The organism is Natronococcus sp. (assembly GCF_047921035.1).
In the GTDB taxonomy this organism is placed as follows: Archaea; Halobacteriota; Halobacteria; order Halobacteriales; family Natrialbaceae; genus Natronococcus.
Genome location: NZ_JBLRWX010000187.1, coordinates 1 through 3019, shown reverse-complemented (window position 1 = coordinate 3019; position 3019 = coordinate 1). Strand labels below are relative to the sequence as shown.

The 3019-nt window shown below is 68.2% G+C and carries 4 protein-coding genes; 1 reads left to right on the top strand and 3 read right to left on the bottom strand.

What is annotated here, in order from left to right:
* The 3 genes from ACNA7R_RS19895 to ACNA7R_RS19885 all read right to left on the bottom strand — a co-directional run.
* Positions 1-835, bottom strand: an 835-nt coding sequence (locus ACNA7R_RS19895) for a M24 family metallopeptidase (protein ID WP_416285278.1), incomplete at its 3' end; no start/stop codon positions are given.
* 58 nt (positions 836-893) lie between these two features.
* Positions 894-1205: a hypothetical protein gene (locus ACNA7R_RS19890; protein ID WP_416285277.1), complete on the bottom strand. Its 312-nt coding sequence runs from the start codon at positions 1203-1205 to the stop codon at positions 894-896.
* Entirely contained in the window at positions 1205-1564 is a 360-nt protein-coding gene (locus tag ACNA7R_RS19885) for a helix-turn-helix domain-containing protein (protein ID WP_416285276.1), read from the bottom strand. Before ACNA7R_RS19885 ends, ACNA7R_RS19890 begins: the two co-directional genes overlap by 1 nt.
* A gap of 109 nt (positions 1565-1673) precedes the next feature.
* On the opposite strand from ACNA7R_RS19885, the gene ACNA7R_RS19880 reads away from it, so the two are divergent.
* Positions 1674-3019 (top strand): carbamoyltransferase N-terminal domain-containing protein (locus ACNA7R_RS19880; protein WP_416285275.1); only part of this gene is annotated, 1346 nt, incomplete at its 3' end.

Here is a 3019-nt window from a genome sequence, read left to right as displayed (position 1 = left end):
ACGCCTCGCGGGTGACGTCGTACCGCCGTCGGGCCTCCTCGCTCGGCTCGCCGCGGACGAAGGTTCGGGTCATGTCGCCGAAGTAGCCGGTTCCCTTGTCCCGCGGGAAGATATCGATCACGATCAGCTCGCCGGCCTCGAGCGTACCGCTGCCGCGGTTGTGCGGGTCGGCGCCGTCGGCGCCGCAGGCGACGATCGTCTCGTCGAGCGCGCAGCCGTGGCGCAGCAGCGCGATCTCGATCTCTTCCTTGACCCGTTCGCTAGTCAGCTCCTCGCCGTCGAGGACGAGCGCGCCGTCCTCGATCTCGGCTGTCGCGATGAGCCGCTCGGCGACGGCCATCGCGGCCTCGTTGGCCGACTGGGTGGCGCTGATCTGGTTCGTCTCCCACGGCGTCTTGATCGCGCGAATTCCCTCGACGACGCCCTCGCGCTCGACGGTGACCTCGAGGCCCCGTTCGCGAAGGCCGTCGGCGGTCCCGGTCGGGAAGTTCTGCGGGACGGCGACCGAGTCGACGCCGTGGTCCGCGAGGAACGCGGCGATCGTTCGCACCGTCCCCTCGTCGGAGCCGTGTTCGGCGACCAGCGCCTGGTAATCGTACTCCGAACGCCGGCTCACGGAGTCGGCGTCGGCCTCCTTCGTCGCGCGGCCGTACTCGAGTCCCGAGACCAGCAGGTGGACGTCGCCGTCGGCGGTGACGAGCGTCTGGTAGGCGTCGGGCGCCGTAAAGCCGGAGACGTAGCGCTGGTCGGAGTCGGAATCGTCGTCGTCGATGAGGTAGCCGTCGAGGTCGCCGTCCTCGAGGACGGCCAGCAGCGGGTCGAGATCGGGTTCCATGTCACGTGGTTCCGGAACCGCCCCATATAATTGCGGGGGTTGCGAGCCGTCGTCGCACCTACGGCCCCGTGCGAAGCGAGAGCAGTATCAGCACCATCCCGGCGGAGACGAGGGCCGCCTGGACGAGCCCGGCCGCGGAGATCGGGATCCCGGCCAGCCCGTACAGCATCCCCTCGCAGATCGCCCCGGTGCCGATGAAGACGAACCCGCCGGAGACGTACAGCATCGGCTCGCTCCCGCTCTGTCGGTAGCCGTGGTAGGCCAGGTACGCGATCGTCAGACTCAACGCGAGCACGACCAGTTTCGCCCCGTAGGCGGCCAGCGTGTCGAACCCGGGGCCGACCGACGCCCCGACGACGGTCGGCTCCATCAGTCGTCACCCCGGAGCTCTTCCCAGAGGTCGGTGAAGTTGCCGGCGAGGTCGTCGCGGGTGTCGACGACGACCCGGAGTTCGTCGCCCTCGAACGTCGCGCGAACGGATTCGACGGTCGTCCGGTAGACGCGTCGGTGCGAGCCGTCCGGATCGACGACCCGCATCTCCTCGAGCAGCCCCTGTTCGTCGAGGGTATCGACCCGGCGGTAGATCGTCGGGAGCGAGGCGTCGCAGGCGTCGCTGAGCGCCTTCGCGGTCATCGGCTCGTCGTTGGCCGCCGTCAGAATGCGTCGGGCGTACGGATCCGCGAGCAGATCCAGCACCGACCCGGGATCGTCACCGACGTTCGGTTGCACGGCCGTCCATTCTGTCGACGCTGATATATATCCGACGTTTTTCCGAGTGAGACGATTTCCGGGAAGCATTTGACCCCCCCTCACCGAGTGGTTGAACGAATCCCCGCGAATGAGTTCGCCATCGTACACCCTTGCCTGTAAGCCCGCGATCGGACTGTACGGCCAACACGATCCCAGCGCCGTCCTCTTCGAGGACGGGCGGCCGGTCTTCGGTATCGAAGAGGAACGACTGACGCGGAACAAACACGCCGTCGACACGTTCCCCGAGCGGGCGATCCGCGCCTGTCTCGAGGCCCGCGACCTCGAGCTCGCGGACCTCGAGCGGATCCTCCTCCCCTACGACCCGAAGCTGCGCGCGCGGATCCGGCGTCACTACGTCACCGACGCGATCACGGCGGAGGGGCTCGCCCGAAAGGTATCGGCCCTCGAGGAGACGGTCGTCGACGAGATTCGGAGTCGCTTCTTCCCGACCCAGCAGGTCGAGAGCAAACTCGAGTCGATCGGGACGCCGGTACCGCCCGTCGAGTGTCTCTCTCACCACCGCTGTCACGCCGCGAGCGCGTTCCACCCCTCCGGGTTCGACGACGCGTTGATCCTGACGATCGACGCGAAAGGCGAGTACGACTCGACGGTGATCTGGCGGGGCACCCCCGACGGACTCGCGCGGGTCCGGACCTACGACCACCCCAACAGTCTCGGGCTCTTCTTCGCCATCGTCACCGAGTTCCTCGGCTACCGCATGTTCAACGGTGAGGGGAAGGTCATGGGGCTCGCCCCCTACGGCGAGCGACATCCCGAGATCGAACGCACCCTCCGGACCCTGATCGACACCGGCGTCGACTACGACGTCTCGGCGCTGACGAAACGCTGGGGAACCGGCTACGGCGTCCGCCAGCTCGAGGAGGCGTTCGGCCGGTCGCGAAACGACGAGCCCGGCCAGTTCGACCAGTGGGAGAAGGACCTTGCCCGCACCGCCCAGGAGCTGCTCGAGGAGACCGTCTGTGACATCGTCGAGGCCTACCTCGGCGCCTCCCGGTCGAACGACGTCGCGCTCGCGGGCGGCGTCGCCCTGAACTGCAAGCTCAACAAGAGCGTGCGGGAACTCGAGGCCGTCGACGACACGTTCATCCAGCCCGTCGCCCACGACGGGGGGCTCGCGCTCGGCGCCGGCTGGCTCGACCGGCGACCCGCCGACGTCGAGACCCAGACGACGGTCTACCTCGGCCCCGAGTACGAAACCGACGAGATCGAGTCGCTGCTCGAGACGAACAAGATCCGGTACGGCAAGCCCGACGACCTCGAGGGCTACGTCGCCGAGCGGCTGGCCGACGGCGCCCTCGTCGGCTGGTTCCAGGGTCGGATGGAGATGGGGCCGCGCGCGCTTGGCGCCCGGAGCATCCTCGCCGACCCCCGCACGGCCGAATCGCGGGATCGGGTCAACAGGTACGTCAAACA

Excerpts from the sequence above, each read along its gene's own strand:
- ACNA7R_RS19890 (WP_416285277.1), bottom strand. The coding sequence starts at position 1,205 with ATGGAGCCGACCGTCGTCGGGGCGTCGGTCGGCCCCGGGTTCGACACG.